The sequence below is a fragment of the Mesorhizobium silamurunense genome, assembly GCF_014843825.1.
In the GTDB taxonomy this organism is placed as follows: Bacteria; Pseudomonadota; Alphaproteobacteria; order Rhizobiales; family Rhizobiaceae; genus Mesorhizobium; species Mesorhizobium silamurunense.
On record NZ_JHQR01000271.1, the window covers coordinates 87,085 to 104,293 of the forward strand.

Sequence of the window (17,209 nt, forward strand, 5' to 3'; positions counted from 1 at the left end):
GCGCGGGCGCGCCTTGGCTGTCGCAAGTTGGGAGCCGTTACTCGAAGGCGGGCAGGAGCCGGTCCCGCGAATTCTCGATGTGCGCGCGCATCGCCTTCTCGGCGGCGTCCGCATCGCCCGCCGCGAAAGCAGCGAGAATTGCCTCGTGCTCATCCAAGGCTTCTTCGGTGACGCGCGAATGGTACATCAGGCGGAAGATGTGGAAGTGGGTATGCTGGTGGTTCAGCGTCTCGCGGATGAGCTCGTTCTGCGCGAACTCCATGATCTTGTCGTGAAAGATCGCGTCCTGCCGTGCGAAATTGGCATAGCGCAGGCGCTCATCCTTCCCCACTCGCCGCGCCATGACGCCGGCCGCTTCCCGCAGGGCTGCAAGACGCTCCTCATCCAGCGCTGCCGTAGCCTTGGCCGCAGCGGCGGGTTCCAACAGAAGGCGCAACTCGTAGAGTTCGTCGAACCGGCGCCGGGTGATCTGCGGGGCGGCGCGATAGCCGATCAGATGGGTCTTCACCACCAGCCCCTCGCCTTCCAGCCTGCCGAGGGCTTCGCGGATAGGCGTGTGAGAGACGTTGAACTCCCTGACCAGATTATCGACGGTGATCCGCGACCCCGGGGGGATCCTCAGCGACATCAACTGCGCGAAGATCGCTTCATAGACATCCCCGGCGAGACTGGCTCGCTGGATGCGGCCGCTTGGGCGGGCTTCGTTATCGACGGTCAGATCGGGGTCTTGCATCGCTTTTGCCTCTTGACAGGAGCAAGCCCTAACATGATGCTCTGGCCAATTCAATACTATATCCTATACGATTTTATAGAGGATACGAACGATGGGCTAGGAAGCCTTTATTGCATTACGGTTCGGACCGGCACGAAAGCTGAGCCAGGGAACTCGTTTAGGCCAGGCTCGGCGGCGGACGCGGCACTTAGCCAATCAATCTGTTTTGAAAGATCTCAGTCCATGACCTTGTTTGCAGCCGCGCGCCTGCCGCGCGAAATTCTCTTCGGCAAAGGCCAGCGCCATGCGCTGCCTGCCATTGCCAGCCGCTATGGCCGGCGCGCATTCATCTGCACCGACGAACGCCTCGCCGGGATGTCCGAGTTCACTGAAATCCTCGCTGGATTGGAAGCTGCCCGGGTCGACACGCTCGTCTACGATCGAACCTTGCCCGAGGTGCCTCGCGACAGCGTCGGCGCTTGTATTGCGGAAGCGAAGAGCTTCAAGCCGGATATGGTGATCGGCGTTGGGGGCGGCAGTTGCCTCGACATGGCCAAATGCGCCGCACTTCTGCTCAGCCATGGCGGCAAGCTCCAGGACTACTATGGTGAGTTCAAGGTGCCGGGCTCTCTTCCCTTGATTGCGGTGCCGACCACGGCCGGCACCGGCTCCGAAGTGACCCCGGTCGCCGTGATCTCGGACCCGGAGCGGACGCTCAAGGTCGGCATCTCCAGCCCGCATCTCATTGCCGCGGTTGCGCTTTGCGATCCAGACCTGACGGCGACCTGCCCGCCCTCCCTGACGGCCATCGCCGGTGCCGACGCGCTGACGCATGCGATCGAAGCTTTCACTGCGGCAAAACGCGGTGCCGATGCCGATCTGCCGCAACAGCATGTCTTCATCGGCAAGAGCGCATTGACCGATCATTTCGCCCTGCTGGCAATCAGGCTTTTGGGCCGCAGCCTCGAAGCGGCCTATCATGACGGAGCGAACGAGAACGCGCGCGCCGACGTCATGATGGGGGCGTTGGCCGCCGGCTGCGCCTTCGGCACCGCGGGAACCGCCGCTGCCCATGCCGTGCAGTATCCGGTCGGCGCGCTCACCCACACGCCGCACGGACTGGGCGTCGCGACGATGCTCCCCTATGTGATGAGCTACAATCTTTCGGCCGCAACGGAAGAGATTGCCGAACTCGGCGGCGCTCTCGGCGTGCCTCGCCAGGATCGCGACGCCGATCAGCTGGCAGATGCCACGATCAAGGAAGTTGCGCGACTCTTCAAGGCCATCGGCATTACACGGACGCTGGCTGATCTAGGCCTTCCCGAGGATAAGATCGACTGGACGGCCGAGCAGGCGCTAGGCATCGACCGGTTGATCAAGAACAATCCCCGCCCATTCGACTTGGCCGCGATGCGGCGCCTGGTCAGAGCTGCTTATGACGGCGACATGGCCGCCGCAGCAATTGTGAGGGACGGAGCCCGAGTCAAATGAACATCTCCCCAGAGCTATTCGACCAGGATTCTGACATGTCTGACTACATTCCGTTTTCGCACGGGCTCTATATTGACGGGAAATGGCGACCCTCGTCCGACGGCCGCGTCATCGAGGTGGTCGATCCTTCGACCGAGGCCGTGATCGCGGCGGTTCCCGATGCCACGCTCGCCGACGCTGCTGCCGCCGTCGATGCGGCCGAGAAGGCGGCAACAGGCTGGCGCGATACCCCGCCGCGCAGGCGATCAGAGATCCTGAGGCGCTGCTTCGAGCTTATGACCGAACGGGCGGAGACTCTGGCCGCGCTGGTCTCCCTGGAGAATGGCAAGGCGCTGCGCGACGCGCGCGGCGAAGTCGCCTATGCGGCCGAGTTCTTCCGGTGGAACGCCGAGGAAGCGGTTCGTATCAGCGGCGAGTTCGGCCTTGCGCCGTCCGGCGCAAACCGGATCGTGGTCGACTACCTGCCCATCGGCATTTGCATTCTGATCACGCCGTGGAATTTCCCGGCAGCGATGGCGACACGCAAGATCGCGCCGGCGCTTGCAGCCGGCTGCACCGTGATCCTGAAGCCCGCCAGCGAGACGCCGCTGACAGCCTACGCACTTGCCGCTCTCTACGAAGAAGCCGGCGTGCCGCCTGGTGTCGTCAACGTTATCACCACCTCCAATCCAGGCCCGGTGGCGGCGGCCATGCTTGCTGATGCGCGGGTGCGGAAGCTTTCGTTCACCGGCTCGACCGGCGTTGGCCGCGTGCTTCTTGCCGAAGCGGCAAAACACGTCATCTCCTGCTCGATGGAGCTTGGCGGCAATGCGCCGTTCATTGTGTTCGATGATGCCGATCTGGAGGCAGCCCTCGATGGCGCGATGGTCGCGAAGATGCGCAATGCCGGCGAGGCCTGCACGGCCGCTAATCGGCTCTACGTGCAGGCGGGCATCCATGACGCTTTCGCGGAAGGGCTGCGCAAACGCATGGCAGCGCTCAATATCGGCCCGGGCACAGACTCAGAAACCGAATGCGGGCCGATGATCACCAGGAAGGCTGTCGACAAGATCGATCGGCTCGTCCAGGACGCGGTTGCCCGCGGCGCGAAAGTTCTGTGCGGCGGAGCTGCCTCTGAAGGCAGAGGCTACTTCTATCCGCCAACTGTGCTTCGCGACGTACCGGCTGACGCGGCAATGGCGCATGAGGAGATATTCGGCCCCGTGGCTCCGATCAGCCGCTTCGAACACGAGGCGGAAGCAATCGCGAGGGCGAACGATACCGAATACGGCCTGGCCGCCTACATCTACACGCGCGACCTGGCGAAAGGCATGCGTGTGGCATCGAAGATCGAGTCCGGCATGATTGCGCTCAATCGTGGCCTGATGTCGGATCCGGCGGCGCCCTTCGGCGGCGTCAAGCAGAGCGGGCTGGGGCGAGAAGGCGGCCAGAAGCACGGCATAGCCGAGTTTATGGAGGCGAAGTACATCGCCGTGACGATCTGAGCAGACAGATGCCGAAAGATCCGTTCCGCATTCGTGATCACGTCGCCGAGTTCGACGACATCGTAGCCGAGATCGTCCGCCGCAGCGCAGAGACCAGGGCGAGAGTTCCGATGGTCGCCGATGTCGCCTATGGGCCGGACAGCACCGAAACCCTCGACCTGTTCTTCCCTGAAGGCAAACGAGATCGCCTGCCGGTGCACATGTTCATTCACGGCGGCTACTGGCGCATGTTCTCCAAGCGCGACTATTCCCATGTCGCCGAGACAGTCACGAATGCGGGAGCGATCGCGGTCATCGTAGACTATGCGCTGATGCCCGCGGTGAGGATGGCTAGGATTGTCGACCAGGTACGCCGCGCCAGGCAATGGGTGCATGACCACATCGCAAACCACGACGGTGATCCCGGCCAGCTAACCGTTAGCGGCCATTCCGCCGGCGCGCATCTCGCGACGATGCTTTTCGATGACGACAGCAGGCCTTCAGGCATCAAAGGTGCTCTCCTGCTCGGGGGCATTTACGATTTGAAGCCGTTGCAAGCGTCTTTTCTTGCCGCCGAGATCGCGATCACCGATGAAGAGGTCCAGCGGTTCTCGCCGATCGATCATCGCTTCGATCATCCGTGAGCGTCAAGATTTCTGTTGGGGCGGACGAAACGCCGCCCTTCCACGGTCAAGCCGCGACTTTCGCAGAAAGTCTCGAAAAGCAAGGGCTGGTCGTCTCGCGCACGAGCCTTGCAGCGGCCAATCATATGAGCAGCGTCCGTGACCTTGGCTTGGCCGGCACGCAGGCGGCGGCATTGTTGGCTCGTGTGCTGGCCATGTGAAAGGCCCACATGGCCGGAGGTCGGCAGATCCGCTTTCGGGAAGCGGCAGAGCCTGCCTCTACGGACGACATGAGGCGCAAAGCTGCCCTCCAATTGCCACGGGCGGAAGTCGATAGCGCAGACTCAGATCGGTAGAGCGCCCTGCTCGGGTTGCTTGCTTCCCAACACGCATCACACGCTTCGGTTTCGACCACTCGCAGGTCGATTCGTGACGCTTGCGGAGATGTATGTGCAGGGCGTGTCGGCCAGGAAGGTCAAGGCGACCACGGAAGAGCTGGATCATTGCAGTCATTTCTACGGTCTGGTCCATTCACCAAAACAAGATGGGGTGGAACGGCTCCCGCTGCCGTTGACGGCATTCCGACGGTTGGAAGGGGTGCTGTCGCAGCGACCCCACGATACAGGAGCCGTCCACGGAGGACATCGCTAGTCCAAAGGCGACAGAGAGCATTGCCGCTTTTTGTTCAGTGTCGTGTTTACCTCGTTCGCAAGTCTATTGGGCGACCTGGGACACAGCTGACATCAGCTCCTGCGGGCTTGGCGCCGCAAACATGTATCGCCCACCCTCTGGAACCTCCGTGAAGCTCCAACGGACGATCCCCTGCCGGTCCAGTAGGAACTGACCGATCAGTTGTCCGTGTCCCGTTGCCATCATCTGCTCGTCGGCTTCGGTCACTTCGTAATGGTCCCTCTTGTCGAGGAATTCGCTGGCCGCAAAAGGATCCATTGGACCGGGCAACTCGCCTGGTACGTCGACCCGCATATCCTTTGCCACTGCCATCGAGACCTTGTACGGCCAGTTCGTCTCGTTTTCGGTGAATTCGAGATTGGGCAGTCCAAAAGCACGATGTGAAGCGCGTTCAGGGTCGGAGGCCGCGAGCAGATTAGGCATCGGGTGGTAGCGGAAATAGAGACGCGCCCGCTCGATCGGCGTGTTGACGACCGTCAGGCTCCCCACGCCCTTTTCGCGCAGCTCCGGATCAAGCCGCGCCTGGGCGGCGATATGGCGCCGGCAAAACGCACAATGCAGACCTCGAAACAAGCCGACCAGCACCGGCTTTTGTCCGCGAAAGTCGTCAAGCGCGATCTTGCCTTCCTGGGTAATGGCGTCGAGTACCACGTTTGGAGCACGATCGCCCGGTTGAAGCGGTACCAAGTCAATACGCGCGGACATTTCCACCTCCCACCCCGGCTAGTCGAGAAAAGGCAGCACCACAAGCGCTTCCGGGTCGAGCCCGTGCTGGGCGCATATACCCTGCGCCAGGGAAAAGTAGCGTTCGGCCTCGGCCAGATTGTCGAGGTCGAGACTAAGCGTTGCAAGACCATCATAGCACGGAAACAGCAGTTGGGGTTCGCCCGTTTCGCGGGCTACGTCCAGTGCTTCGTTGAACAAGCCAACCGCCAGTTCCGGACGGCCGTTGCACTGGTGGATCTGCCCAAGCACGATCAACGGCACCGGCAGGTGCTCGCGCTGGTCGAGCGCGCGGTCGATCTCGATGGCCTTCTCGGCAGCAGGCACGCCCTCCGTTGGACAGCGATCCGTGAAAGTACAGCAAGCGACCGCCAGATTGGCAAGCAGGCGCGCCTGGAAACCCAAATCACCAATATGGCGCGCCACTTCAAGACCGCGCCGACAGACCTCCATCGCCTTTGCCGGATCGATTGTCGTGTAAAGCACGCCGAGATTGGTGTAGCCGCGGCAGGCCGTGCCCAGCAGACCGGCTGCTTCGGCCAATTCAATGCTACGCTCAATCTGACGCACGGCTTCATGGTTTCGCCCAAGGCGAGCCAGCGCAACAGCCTTGGTATTGAGTGCCTCGGCGGTCACAAGAGTGGCATCACGCCCCACCTCGGAGACATGCTCTGTTGTCAGAGCGCGTACGCAATCCAGCGCCGCGTCTGCCCATTTTGCCGCGAGAGCGTGATCTCCGCTACGGAACGCCTGTCGGCCACGTTCTTGCCAGAGATGCGCCTGCTCGACCGGGGCATCCGCGCCATCGAGAAGCGCTGCCGCTTCGGCATAACGGGATTCCGCGTTGTCCCGCTTGCCGACGTCCCAGAACAGCCGACCGATCTTACGCAAAACTCGCGCCGAAGCGACGCGATCGGCCGACTCGCGGTATGCCTGCAATACCATCTCGTAGTGCTGGTGCGCGATCTCGCGGCGGCCCAGCGGGCCGCTCAAATCGGCAATGCGCTCTGCAATTGCCAGTTTGAGCGGTGTTTGCCCGACCGCGCCCAACGCAGTCATTGCTCGTTCGTAGAAACGAAGGGCGTCGTCGTTGGCATATATCATGCGAGCGCGATCGCCCGCCGCCTGCAGGTAATGCGCGCCCCTCTCCCGCTCAGCGCTCTGTGCGAAATGATGACCGAGCACGGTCAAATCCTCGAGCCGTTCCGGCTTGTCGCCGTACAGTTGCTCCAAGGCAGCACCGACCCGCCCGTGGATGTCGGTCCGGCGCTGCAGGAGCAGATTCTGGTAGATCACGTCCTGCAGCAACGTTTGCGTAAAGCGGTAGCTTTGCGACGAGACCGAGCCTGATCCGGCAACTTCCTCGATGATTTCCGCATCGCAAAGCAGTTCGCAGCCGGCCTCCAGGCGGCCGGGATCGGCTGTCACGGCTTTCAGAAGTGTGGCATCGAAGCGCGGACCGATTACCGCAGCCTCCTGGGCCAACCGGCGCACCTCTTGGGGCAGCCGGTCGACGCGGGCAAGCAACATTGCCTGGATAGTGGCGGGAATGCCGGTTGCGACTTCGCCTGCCACAGTCCGCCATCGCTGGCCCTCGCGCACCAGTATACCGCGATCGATAAGGCCGCGAACGATCTCTTCTACAAAAAGGGGGTTGCCGCCTGCGCGCTCGAGGATCTGGTCGGGAAGCACTCCTGCGGAGTTTACCCAGCTCTCGCCGAAAAGCGCCGCCAGCAGGCTGCGTCCGGCATCACTGTTGAGCGGCGAAAGCCTGAGCGCTGTATGACTGACCCGACTTGAATCGAGCTGGTCGTTGTGCGGCGCCGGACGATGCGTGACCAGCAACATCAACCGCGTGCGTTCCAACCTATCCATCACGAAACGCAGTGCCTCGAGCGACACGGCGTCGGCCCAGTGCAGGTCTTCGACGACAATCAACAGCGGCGACAACGCAAGCCGCCGTTCGATGATCGTGCGGACTGCGTAGAGAATTTGCCGCCGCAGCTGCTCGGGCTCGACATGCTGCAAGGTGGCATCGGGGTCGCCAAGGCCAAGCACATGGTAGAGCAAAGGCATCAGCCGCTTCGCCTCCTCGCCCTGCAGGCCGAGATCGTTAAGCAAGGCCGCGAGCTTCCCCCGCATTTCGTCCCCACTGTCGTTTTGCATCATCCCGGCAGCGCTGCGCACCACTGCGCCCAAAGCGCCAAATGATTGTTCGCCCAGCGGTGAGCACGTGGCCTGCCGCACGACGACGTTGCGAAAACGATCCTCGTCGCCGACGCGGGCGACGAACTCCTTCACCAGCCGCGATTTCCCGATACCGGCTTCTCCGACGAGGCGGACAAGTTGGGCCGAGCCGCCGCACGCCTGATCAAGGCTCGCCAGCATTCTATTGAGCTCCGCACCACGACCTATTATCGGCGCACTGAGGCCGAGCGCCTCGAGCCCACGCGCTGCACGCGGCGCCGCAAGCGGTCCATCCAGTCGATGGACGAGCACGCTGCCAGCCTTGCCGCGAAGCACGACATCACCCAGCGACTCATAAGAGAAGGCATGCCGGGTCAGCCTGTGAGTGAGCTCGCCGACCAGCACCTCACCCGGTGCGGCCAGCGATTGCAGGCGTTGCGCCGTGTTCACTGTGTCGCCGGTCACCGAATAGGATTTGGCGGTGCCAATGCCCAATCCCCCAGTAACGACCGGACCAGTGTTTATGCCGATGTGGAGTAACAGAGGCGAAACGGATTGGGGGGCGCTTTCGCCGAGCCGCGCCGTCCGGGCGATCATGTCGAGAGCGGCGCGAAGCGCACGTTCCGGATCGTCCTCATGCGCGACCGGCGCACCGAATAATGCGAGCAGTGCATCGCCGATGAATTTGTCGACGAAACCCCCAAAGTTTCGCACGGCCGCCGTCAATTCCTTGAACAGTTCGTTCTGCAGCGCTTGCATGACCTCGGGGTCGAGCTGCTCGCTGAGTGTCGTGAAGCCACAAAGGTCGGCAAACAGGACCGTTACCGTCCTGCGATCGGCGTCAGAGACGGGATGCAGCCTCTCTTCGCTTTCGATGTTCGCAAGCAGCGACGGAGTCCGGGATGGCGGCACCATGGTCCGGCTTGGTGTCGGAGCAGGTCGTTCGACGGCTTTTTCAGGCGCACCGACGCTTGCCCCACATTTCGGACAGAACTCGAATTCAGGTGCGCAGGGGTAGCCGCAATTGGCGCATGGCATGGGCTGGCGCCGGCCACACCTCGGACAGAAGGCGTAACCGCCCTCAACCTCGAAACCGCAGCCCGAGCAGTCCATAGAACAAGACCTCACTAGGGGCCGTGACGGCGTGATCTCGCCACGCGCTTCACGGCCAGGGTATTCACAAGAATGGACCTATAGCCGTCGACCAGCAAGCGGCTGCGCAAATGGGCATCGAGCGATCGGGTGGGTCCTGTGGCAGAGCGCTGCCGATTCGGGCGGCTGCGTGGCCGTCGTTTGCGAAAGTTCCCTCTTGCCTCCGTCTTCCTGCTATCGTGGAGATGAGGAGACGGACCCTTGAGCGAGAATCGTAAGCTAGCCGCAATCCTGGCTGCAGATGTGGTCGGATACAGCCGGCTCGCGAGCGCGGACGAAGATCGTACTTTGGCGAGGTTGAGGGCACTGCGCAGCGACCTGATCGATCCGACCATCGAAGTGCACCACGGGCGGGTGATCAAGCGCACCGGGGATGGGGTGTTGGTTGAGTTCCGCAGTGTGGTGGATGCGGTGCGCTGCGCCGTTGAGGTTCAGAATGGCATGGTTGAGCGCAATGCCGGCGTGCCGCAGGACCGCCGCATCGAGTTCAGGATCGGCATCCATCTGGGGGATGTGGTCGAAGAAAGCGACGGCGACCTGATGGGCGACGGCGTCAACATCGCCTCGCGTTTGGAGGGCGTCGCGGCGCCCGGCGCCATCTGCCTTTCCGAGGATGCCTATCGCCAGGTCAAGGCGAGGCTCGACCTCTCGGTCAGCGATCTCGGCAGCACGCAGCTCAAGAACATCGCCGAGCCGATCCGGGTCTATTCGCTGCAAGTCGGCGGCGCCGGGACCAAGGCGGCCGCGACCTCGGAAACCGCGACGAGCCGGCCGGCGATGGCAGCGCCGCCGAAGCTGTCGATCGCCGTCCTGCCGTTCGCCAACATGAGCGGTGACGCCGAACAGGACTACTTCGCCGACGGCATCTCTGAAGACATCATCACGGCGCTGTCCAAACTGTCGCAACTCTTCGTCATCGCACGCAATTCGTCGTTCACCTTCAAGGGCCAGAACGTCCATGTGCAGGAGGTGGGCACGAAGCTCGGCGTGCGGCATGTACTTGAGGGCAGCGTACGCAAGTCGGGGAACAAGGTGCGCATCACCGCGCAGCTCATCGATGCAACCTCGGGCGGCCATCTTTGGGCGGAGCGGTTCGATCGCGACCTGACCGACATATTCGCCGTGCAGGACGACGTGACGCAGCAGATCGTCGGTGCGCTGGCGCTCAATCTGACTGAGGATGACCGTCAGCGGCTGGCGCCCGAGCGCCCGCGCAACACGGAGGCGTATGACTGTTTCTTGCGGGGCCGGGAGCTGTGGCACCGGCTGACGAAGGAGACGAACGTCGCAGCCCGCGACCTCTTGCAACGTGCCATCGAACTGGACCCGAAGTTTGCCTCTGCCCACGCTTTCCTCGCCCTCACGCACGGGCTCGATTACCTGAACAGGTGGAGTGCATCGCCGTCGGAATCGATGGCGCAAGCAGAAGAGGCCGCAACGCGAGCGGTAACGCTGGATGGCAGCGATCCCTGGGCGCACTGGGCGCTGGGTATAGTCAAGCTGTACACACGACGGCACGATGGGGCCATCAACGAGGCCGAGCGCGCGATAGTCCTCAATCCGAACTTCGCCGAAGGGCACGTCATCCTCGGCGAGGCGCTGTACTATTCGGGCAGATCCGAGGAGGCCCTCGAGAGCTTCGCCCGGGGGAAGACCTTGAATCCATACTTTCCGGATGTGCTTCTGCACTTCCAGGCTTTAGCCTCGTTTCAACTAGGAAGGTACGAAGAGGCCGTTGACCTCTTGATGCAACGGCTGGCTCGCAACGCTGTCACCGACGTCTCACGCGCGCTTCTGGCCGCCAGCTACGGCCATTTGGGCCGTTTCGCCGAGGCCCGCGCGGCATGGCAGGAGGTGCTTCGCGTCAATCCCGACTATTCGCTGGAATACCGTCGCAAAGTCTTGCCCTACAAGAACCCTGCCGATTTCGAACGCGTGGTGGACGGGCTCCGCAAGGCCGGCGTTGTGCAATGACAGGTGAGTCAAGTCAGGCCTTGAACTGCAGCCGATCCTTTTTGCCCGCTTCTAATCCGCCTCGATCTTGACAGAGCAGTGCTGCCATCCGATGCCGTCATCGTTTTTGACATTCGCCGACTCTTGCCGAAGAAAACGAAAGCTCGATGATCCAGGAAATCGCCGGCTATGTTTCGGGACTCTTGTTCTCCCTTCGAACCAGGCGCGGGTAGGACGGCGTGGCGCATAATCCCTTGGTTTCAATCGTCGTTCCTGCGCACAACGCGGAGGTAACCCTGGCGCGCGCACTCGATTGCCTTCTCGATCAGGAAATAGTGGATTGGGAGGCAATCATCATCGACGACGCCTCCACGGACCGCACTCCCGCGATCATCGCCGGTTATGTGCAGCAGGATGCCCGATTTCGGACGTTGAGGTCTTGCGCGTATAGCGCCGCCGGCGCGCGCAACAGCGGGATTTCGACAGCGCGCGGCCGCTGGCTGATGTTTCTGGATGCGGACGATTGGGTGGATGCCAGCTTCCTTGCGAAAATGCTGGCCGCGCTGAAAACCGCTCCCGATGCTGTGGCCGCCTATTGCGGTTCTCGGCGCGTGATGCCCGATGGCGAACTCACCCCGTCGAGCATCTCAACGGAGGTTGCGATCCAGCCCTTCGAAACATTCGCCCGCCGATGTGCCATTCACACCCACGCGCTGCTGGTCGACCGGGAGACAATTGTCGAGTTGGGCGGTTTCGATGTGTCGCTGCGCACCTGCGAGGACTGGGATCTGTGGCAGCGCCTCGCGCGTCTAGGCAAACGTTGGGTGATGGTCGACGAGCCGCTCGCTTTCTATCGGGTCAGCCCCAACTCGCTCTCCCGCAATTCGACGCAGATGCTGGCAGATGCGGAAATCGTGATCGCCCGCGGCTTTTCGCCTGATCCCAGGGTCAAATATCCGGCATCGGCCCACGCCAATGGAGCGATCGAAGCGAACGGCCGCCCCGCTTCCGAGGCACTCGCGTGGTTTGCGCTGTGGAACACCGCGTCGGATTGCGGCCGCGGCTCGCGCTCGATCAACCCGCAGTCCCTGTGCGCGCTCCCGGCAGGACGTAAGTGGGCGCATGAGATCGCCAAGGTGGTCTTCGATGGCCTTATGGTAGGAAGCCTATCGGTGCCAGCGCAATTGGCTGCCAGGTGGGACAGGTTCGGCGGCTCCCTCACCGAGTTAATCATCGAACTCGGCAAGGTCTGGGGCGATCCCGTAGCGGGTCGCCGCGTCCAGTATCACCTTGAGCAAATGCTTCTCGACTTCGATGACCTTGCCACGCCACGCAGACTGGGGCGGACACTCGGAATTCGCGTCGACGCTCGAAATCCGACCCCGATCGAACTTCCGGAAGTCATTGATCAAATTTATGCCTATCTGATGATCGATGGCCGGATCGAGGCTCGCGTGCAGTTCGGCGCGCTCGGGACTGTGACAAGGCGTCATTGGATTGAATTGATCCTGAATCTCGTGCCCCCCGAGCGGCTTGCACCGCAAAAGGGCGCCGGTGCCGACACGTCGAACATGTTTGCAGCCGAGGCATTGTTGTCCACAGCGGGACGCCGGTCTGATCGGGACAGCCACTTCGGCAAACTCGCGCGCTTGGCCGCGGAAGCGCAGGAGCTGGTTCGGTCGAGCGCCGAAGCTACAGATACAGAGCCTCTTGCAGCGCCGCGCCGTGCACCGGCCGCGGATGACCACGACAATGATCGCACGTCGTTCTGGAATCGCCGTTTCGCGACCGAGGACCCCTGGAACTACGGTTCGCCCTATGAGCAGGAAAAATATCAGCGGCAGCTCGAAATTCTGCCTGCCGGTCCCATCGTACGGGCGCTTGAGCTGGCCTGCGCGGAGGGCCAATTCACGCGACAGCTGGCGGCGCGCGTGGGCCATTTGACCGCAACTGACATCTCCCCCATAGCCATCGGGCGGGCGCGCGCGCGATGCAGCGATCAGCCGAATGTTGAGTTCGGCGTACTGGATTTCTCTGCCGACACGCTGCCGGGTGAGATGGATCTGATCGTCTGTTCGGAAGTGCTCTACTACCTGGATGATCTCGCCGAGTTGCGGCGCATCGCCAAAAAATTCGTTGAGGCGTTGGCGCCTGGCGGCAGTTTCATCAGCGCGCACGCATTCGTGCTAGGTGACAATGTTGAAAGGACCGGCTTCGACTGGAACACATTCGGTGCACAAGCGATCTCAGAGACGCTGGCAGCGACCGAAGGCCTCGTCCTCGAGCAATCGATCCAGACCGAGCTCTATCGCATAGACCGCTTTCGCCGCCTGTCACCAGACGACGTGGCGACGGAACCGATGATTGATCAAGTGCCAATCCGCGCGCCCATCGGAATAGGGGTCGCGCGAAATATCGTCTGGGGCGGAGCGCGGGCCTTGCGCCGCGACGTCGCACGTAGCGAGCGGCGGCAGCGTATCCCTGTCCTCATGTATCACAGCGTCGCCGATGATGGTCCGGCCGCGCTCGCCCGTTATCGGTGCACGCCCGCCGCATTCGGCAGCCAGATGGCATGGCTGCGCGCCAATGGCTTTCACGCGATTATGTCGGAGCAGCTGGAATGGTTCATCGCCAGCCGTCAGCCTTTCGTTGGCCGCCCAGTGCTCATCACGTTCGATGACGGCTTCCAGAACTTTGCCGACCATGCCTGGCCGACCTTGCGCGCGAACGACCTGACCGCGGAAGTTTTCCTGGTGACGGACCTGGTGGGTGAAAGTGCACAGTGGGACGCCGTCAGCGGTCCGCCAACGCCGCTTATGGACGCCGGGACGGTGCGACGCCTCACCGGCGAAGGTGCGTTCTTCGGAAGCCATCTGGCGACGCATCGCGCGATCGATGGTCTGTCGAGCTCCGACTTGGCCGCCGAACTCCTGCGCTCTCGTATGTTCATCGAACGGTGGACCGGTCGGCCAACCACGGCGTTCGCGGCACCCTACTCCGTCACCGACCGACGGCTTGGCCGGCTGGCCAGGGAGTGCGGCTATCGGATCGGCTTCGGCGGTAGACACGGGCCGGCGGGCCTCGATTGCGATCCCATCGACCTTCCGCGCATCGAGATTCGTGGGGATCGCTCGCTCGATGACTTTGTTGCCATTGTCGAGGCGGTGCTCGAATGAAGCGGCCGGATCAGGCGCCAGAGGCTAACCGATAGTCGCCGTCGCTTGCGGTTGCGCATCAGAAAATCAACCTGAAAAAAGGCCTGAAGTGAGGCTCAGGTCGCCTTGATCTCTGCCTGGCCGATCTTGCGCCATCGGGCGTTTTCGCGAACCAATTTCAGGTCGTCGGTCGTCTCGGCAAATGTCCGCAATCGGTATTGCCGTAGCAGGTCCGGGAAGAGCGCCCCTTCCGGCAGGCCGGCAAGCTGCTCCCGGACCGAGATCTTTTCATCGATGACCCGCGTGCCCCAGGCATTTTCCCGAACTTGCAGCTCCGCAGCCAGGTCGCGCTCTTCCGGCGCGTTTTCGTCTAGCACTGCCAGCAGGATCGAGTGGAAAAGCGCTACATAACCAATCTGTCTCAGGCCACCCACAACCCGCACCCGCGGCAATATAGCAAGCACAAGGAACATCAGGAACAAGTTCGGCAGCAGCACGCCGTTGAGCAGCGCCTGCTTGAGATGCGGCCGCTCGAAAGGGATTGAAAGACCGTGCGGCCTGTCAGGCTCGATCAGGTGCCCGTTCTTGAGGACGAGCTTGCGCACGCGCTCCTCTCGGATGCCCCAGAAATAGTCCGTGGCGTCGGGCAGGAATCTGCCAAATGGGCCCGATGCGGCCTCTTGCAAGGCATGTTCGAGACGCTGGCGTCTTGTGGGCTCGATGAGCAGCTTGGAAAGAAGGCTGCCGTCGTACTCTAGATGCCGCGCCATGGCAGCCGCGCCGAGCCGATCATCGATGAAAACCGGCAAGGCCATGCCGGAACGATCCCAATTGGCGACCAGATCCTCGTTGAGGGCTGTCAGCGCATCGGCGGCGGTTCCAAACACCTTGTCCTGACTGGCAAGCAGTGTGCCCAGCCAGCGGTTGGCATCCGTTTCATCGCCCACCGCTTCGAGCGCTCGCTTGTTGAGGGAGACGGGACCGGCCGCGCAGGCGCTTTTGCGGCACAGTTTGTGGCGCCCCATGCCAAACAGGTTGACCTTGTCGTCGCCGACATCGAGCCAGCCCGGACCTTCCCGGCCAATTGTCTCCATGGTCATCGTCGTTCCCATGAAGCTGACGAAGGCCGACAGCCCGTTTTCGACCGCGCCGAGCCAGGCAAGCAGCAGGGCATCGAAGGTGATCCGGTCCATCAGAAGCAGGCAGTGCAGGCCGGACTGAATTACCGGTCTGTGCTCGAACTCTTCGAGGGCCTTGCCGATCTCCTCAGGCTGCATAATCACACCGAGGCGCTGATGCAGGACTTCGCGCAGGATCGAGCGGGCGGCGATCGCCGGGCCCGATGCAGGCCTTGCCACCGGCCGCCACAGATGGCGGGCGTAGTCGGAAACCGGTGCATTCCAGTTCAGCTCGATGTCACGCACGACTTCCGGGCAGAGCAGCGACAGCACAGCCAGAATTTCCACCGGAGGCTTAGGGGTCGGATCAACGACGGCGGTCATTGGTCCCGTCTAGCCGCATGTGGTGCAAACGCCAAGGGGAACAGCGGATCTTAGAACCGCAGCCGGGCCATGCTCAGGAGGTCGTGGTACTGCCCGTCGGTAAAGCCGGCCTTCACATGCCGACCTTCGACCTCGAAGCCGTGGCTGGTGTAGAGACGGACGGCCGGTTCGTTGTCGGCATAGACGGTCAATTCGACCCGCTTCAGGGCCCGCCAGTTATCGGCCACGTCAAGCAGCGCGCCAAGTATGGCGGAGCCGATGCCCTTGCCGACGAAGGCATCGTCAAGGCCGATATTGATCTCGCCGACATGCGAACGGCGCGGCGAACCCTGCACGACCAAGCTGCCATGGCCGACGATCTTGCCGTCCACCTCCGCGACGATCCAGGTGGTTTCCTGGCCGGACTTGGCGATGCGCCGCTCCACCTGCTCCACCCTCTCGAAGGGCATCCTCAACGTGCCCGAGCGGAAGCCCGGCATGTTGAAGATGGCGCAAAGCGCCTCCGCATCGCTTGGCCGGACGGATCGGAGTAGCGGCTGGATTTTCTCGGAGGATGGCGAGGTCTTGCTGGTCATGGCGTTCCCGGCGAAGGCAATCGGCCCGGCACGATGCACCGGACATCACCCGAAAATCCAGTCGTCTCCGTAATCTATGATGCCGATTGCGAGCTAAAATACCGGGAGGCGGCGTAGAGTTTGAAGACACCGCTGATGCCGATCCAGCCGAAAAGGGCGAGCCAGCACAATGTCCCGGTCGCCATCCAGTCGATCCGGTGCACCGCAGCGTCGGTGATGACGAGGCCAAGGATGGCAAGCAGGCCAACCAGAAACTGCGCCAAGCCCAGCACCAGCAGCTCCTCGCGCGGCGCGCTTCTCCAGACGAGATATATACCGCCCGCACCGGCGAGGAAGATGGCGCTGTAGACCTGAGCGTGGAAGGCATCGACCGGCCATGGCCAGATGCTGCTGAATGTCAGGGGAAACAGCAACAGGCCGACGCCATAGAGCCCGAGGATCGCCGATTCCACCGGCATGTAGCCGCGCCATGTGGGGTTTAAGGTCACGCCTTTTGCGGAAGGACGATCCCTGGCCCGCCACAGGAACAGCCCGGATACCGCGACCGAGCCAAGATAGACCAGAAACCAGAGCCAGGGCGCTTTGCGCTCGAAGTTGAAATAGCCGAGATTGATGAACGAAGCCGCCGACACGATGACGGTGAAGATGAAGGCCATGACGAGCACGAGCCTGCCGGGCGACCAGCGATTCCAGAACAGCAGCGCCGCCATCACGACCATTTCGGCGGTGTAGAAGCCGCCGAGGAAGCGGGCATTGAACGGCGTGACGGCCCAGGGCCAGCGCGGCTTGACCAGCACAGGCGCGAAAAACAGGCCGGCGCCTACGATCAGGACAATGATGACCACCACAGAGAAAAGGCGCAGGGCCGCGGGAAATGGCGGATTGCTGGATGTCGGCATGGGAGAAAGTCCCAAAGATGAATGCCTATCTACCATCATAGTGCCGCTTGCGGCCGGTGAAAATCTGCCGAATGGAAATTGAAC

General features: G+C 62.4%; 12 protein-coding genes. 6 read left to right on the plus strand and 6 right to left on the minus strand.

Going from position 1 to position 17,209, the window contains the following annotated elements:
• Positions 1 to 37: 37 nt before the first annotated feature.
• On the minus strand, positions 38 to 733 hold the full coding sequence (locus tag DH10_RS28450) for a GntR family transcriptional regulator (protein WP_192250650.1): 696 nt from the start codon (positions 731 to 733) through the stop codon (positions 38 to 40).
• Between the two features lie 222 nt (positions 734 to 955).
• Between DH10_RS28450 and DH10_RS28455 the strand changes: the two genes are divergently transcribed.
• From DH10_RS28455 to DH10_RS38015, 4 genes are read left to right on the plus strand one after another with little or no spacing between them, the layout of a single operon-like run.
• Positions 956 to 2,203: an iron-containing alcohol dehydrogenase gene (locus DH10_RS28455; protein WP_192250653.1), complete on the plus strand. Its 1,248-nt coding sequence runs from the start codon at positions 956 to 958 to the stop codon at positions 2,201 to 2,203.
• Positions 2,204 to 2,238: 35 nt separating this feature from the next.
• Entirely contained in the window at positions 2,239 to 3,687 is a 1,449-nt protein-coding gene (locus DH10_RS28460) for an NAD-dependent succinate-semialdehyde dehydrogenase (protein WP_376774866.1), read from the plus strand.
• Between the two features lie 8 nt (positions 3,688 to 3,695).
• Complete coding sequence (locus DH10_RS28465) at positions 3,696 to 4,310, plus strand: alpha/beta hydrolase (RefSeq protein ID WP_312891281.1); 615 nt, start codon at positions 3,696 to 3,698, stop codon at positions 4,308 to 4,310.
• Positions 4,307 to 4,510, plus strand: a complete 204-nt coding sequence (locus DH10_RS38015; RefSeq protein WP_312891282.1) for a hypothetical protein — start codon at positions 4,307 to 4,309, stop codon at positions 4,508 to 4,510. Before DH10_RS28465 ends, DH10_RS38015 begins: the two co-directional genes overlap by 4 nt.
• Positions 4,511 to 5,003: 493 nt before the next feature.
• Here DH10_RS38015 and DH10_RS28470 read toward each other — a convergent pair whose 3' ends face one another.
• Together DH10_RS28470 and DH10_RS28475 are read right to left on the minus strand one after the other, a co-directional pair.
• The gene (locus tag DH10_RS28470) at positions 5,004 to 5,684 is read right to left on the minus strand and encodes a redoxin domain-containing protein (protein ID WP_192250659.1); all 681 of its coding nucleotides are present in this window, start codon (positions 5,682 to 5,684) and stop codon (positions 5,004 to 5,006) included.
• 18 nt (positions 5,685 to 5,702) lie between these two features.
• Entirely contained in the window at positions 5,703 to 9,002 is a 3,300-nt protein-coding gene (locus tag DH10_RS28475) for an ATP-binding protein (protein ID WP_192250663.1), read from the minus strand.
• Between the two features lie 240 nt (positions 9,003 to 9,242).
• Here DH10_RS28475 and DH10_RS28480 point away from each other — a divergent pair, with 240 nt between their 5' ends.
• Together DH10_RS28480 and DH10_RS28485 are read left to right on the plus strand one after the other, a co-directional pair.
• Entirely contained in the window at positions 9,243 to 11,015 is a 1,773-nt protein-coding gene (locus DH10_RS28480; protein ID WP_192250667.1) for an adenylate/guanylate cyclase domain-containing protein, read from the plus strand.
• Between the two features lie 218 nt (positions 11,016 to 11,233).
• Positions 11,234 to 14,170, plus strand: coding sequence for a glycosyltransferase (locus tag DH10_RS28485; RefSeq protein WP_192385592.1), 2,937 nt, complete (start codon positions 11,234 to 11,236; stop codon positions 14,168 to 14,170).
• Between the two features lie 95 nt (positions 14,171 to 14,265).
• Here DH10_RS28485 and DH10_RS28490 read toward each other — a convergent pair whose 3' ends face one another.
• The 3 genes from DH10_RS28490 to DH10_RS28500 all read right to left on the minus strand — a co-directional run bounded on the left by DH10_RS28490 (position 14,266) and on the right by DH10_RS28500 (position 17,125).
• Positions 14,266 to 15,651 (minus strand): hypothetical protein, encoded by a 1,386-nt coding sequence (locus DH10_RS28490; protein ID WP_192250673.1) that lies wholly within the window; start codon positions 15,649 to 15,651, stop codon positions 14,266 to 14,268.
• Positions 15,652 to 15,701: 50 nt separating this feature from the next.
• Positions 15,702 to 16,226: a GNAT family N-acetyltransferase gene (locus tag DH10_RS28495; RefSeq protein WP_192250676.1), complete on the minus strand. Its 525-nt coding sequence runs from the start codon at positions 16,224 to 16,226 to the stop codon at positions 15,702 to 15,704.
• 74 nt (positions 16,227 to 16,300) lie between these two features.
• Positions 16,301 to 17,125 (minus strand): hypothetical protein, encoded by an 825-nt coding sequence (locus DH10_RS28500; RefSeq protein ID WP_192250679.1) that lies wholly within the window; start codon positions 17,123 to 17,125, stop codon positions 16,301 to 16,303.
• Positions 17,126 to 17,209 lie beyond the last annotated feature (84 nt).